Origin of the sequence: Marinomonas algarum, from assembly GCF_020532605.1 — a bacterium.
Lineage (GTDB): Bacteria > Pseudomonadota > Gammaproteobacteria > Pseudomonadales > Marinomonadaceae > Marinomonas > Marinomonas algarum.
Window position 1 is genome coordinate 1 of sequence record NZ_JAJATW010000061.1, and the last position, 1,815, is coordinate 1,815.

The 1,815-nt window shown below is 43.5% G+C and carries 2 protein-coding genes and 1 pseudogene; 2 read left to right on the forward strand and 1 reads right to left on the reverse strand.

Annotation, left to right across the window (positions count from 1 at the left end):
- Positions 1-214 (forward strand): annotated as a pseudogene (locus LG368_RS15250) (IS21 family transposase); the annotation flags it as partial.
- Positions 215-249: 35 nt separating this feature from the next.
- Positions 250-1,457 (forward strand): IS3 family transposase gene (locus LG368_RS15255; protein WP_226755544.1). Its coding sequence is split into 2 segments (ribosomal slippage): positions 250-559 and positions 559-1,457, totalling 1,209 coding nucleotides; the frame shifts between segments, so codons are not numbered across the junction.
- Between the two features lie 239 nt (positions 1,458-1,696).
- Here the strand turns inward: LG368_RS15255 and LG368_RS15665 are convergent.
- Positions 1,697-1,815 (reverse strand): transposase domain-containing protein (locus tag LG368_RS15665; RefSeq protein ID WP_226755541.1); only part of this gene is annotated, 119 nt, incomplete at its 5' end.

Consider the following 1,815-nt stretch of genomic DNA (forward strand, 5'->3'; position numbering starts at 1 on the left):
CAAAACTCAAAAGCGCAGTATGCGCCAACTTCATGTTGCGGGTGATAAGTTGTTTATCGATTACTGTGGGCCTCGGCTTCAAGTCGTTAACCCTGACACAGGTGAAGTAAGAGAGGCGGAAGTGTTCGTGGCGACCTTAGGCGCGTCCAATTACACCTATGTTGAAGCCTTCCCGAGTCAAGGTAAGTCCTACTGGCTAGAAGCCCATATTAATGTAATGGCATAGTGAATTTGGCCACCTGATTAGAGATGATAAACTCATCTCATAACTTTACAGGTAAACAAATGACTAAACCAAGACAACCTAATTTTAGCCCTGAATTCCATTTAGAAGCAGCACAGCTTGTTATAGAACAAAATTATAGTGTTGCAGAAGCGGCTGAAGCCATGAGAGTGGGCAAGTCCACCATGGATAAATGGGTGAGACAACTCCGCTCAGAGATCCGTGGCGAAGCCCCCAAAGCAACACCAATGACAGATGAACAGCGTCGAATTCGTGAATTAGAAAAGCAAGTTAAGCGCCTTAAAATGGAAAAAGACATTTTAAAAAAGGCTTCTGCTCTCTTGATGTCAGACGAGCTGAAAGGCTTGCGTTAATTCATCGACTGCAAGAGAGCTTTCCCGTTGATCATCTATGTCAGCTATTCAGTATTCACAGAAGTAGCTACAGGTATTGGCGTGATAAAGCAGTCGGTGAAACACCTACTCGCATTATGCTCAAAGAAAAAGTTCGAACCGCTTTTAAAGTGAGTGAAGGCTCTGCGGGAGCGATCGCAGCCATTGTCACTCAGGGTGGTACAAGCTTAAGTCGGTATGTCGCAAGTAACTTAATGCGCGAACTCGCTTTGCTTAACTGTCAACAGCCTAGGCATCGCTATAAACGAGCAAAACAAGAGAGTTCAGTTGCGCCGAACCTTCTGGCTCGACAGTTCAAAGCCTGCTCTCCTAACAAGGTTTGGTGTGGCAACATTACCTATGTTTGGATAGGAAGCCGTTGGGCTTATTTAGCAGTTGTTATGGATTTATACGCTAGAAAGCCGGTTGGCTGGGCGATGTCTTTGAGTCCGGATAGTGAGTTCATTAGTAAGGCGCTTATTATGGCTTATGAATTAAGAGGAAAACCTAAGGGAGTAATGTTTCATTCAGATCAAGGCAGTCAGTACACAAGCTTAAAATATCGTCGTTTGCTGTGGCGGTATCAAATTCAGCAAAGTATGAGTCGCCGTAGAAACTGTTGGGATAATGCCCCGATGGAGCGTTTCTTTAGAAGCTTCAAAACAGAATGGATGCCTGAATTAGGTTACCGGACTTTTTTAGAAGCCAAACATGCTGTAACGGATTACATAGTAGGATACTACAACCAAATCAGGCCACATCAGCACAATAGAATGTTGCCACCGGATAAAGCGGAAGAGGTGTACTGGAAAAACTATAAAACCGTGGCCAGTTTTACTTGACCACTACACTCATCCCTTTTGTCTCCACCGATTAACCCTCTATAAAACTCAGCGTCTCTTTTCACAAACAATCTCCATCTACAAAATAAAAATAACTGACATGGGAAATCAGCCCCCTCATTTCCACTATACTGTTCTTATAGGAATTTCTTTCAACCTCCCATAAAGGAAAAAACCTACCACATATTTTGATTTCTAAGCCAGATTTTGCCTTCAACCTCCCATAAAGGCGTAAGCGCCTAACCAACCACGTCCTTACAATGCCAAGGCAAAAGTGCTTCGATGTCTGCCAGGCTTTGTGCATTAGGAAGCACTTTAAAGATCTGCTTTAACCAATCGTATTCATTAAGACCGTTGG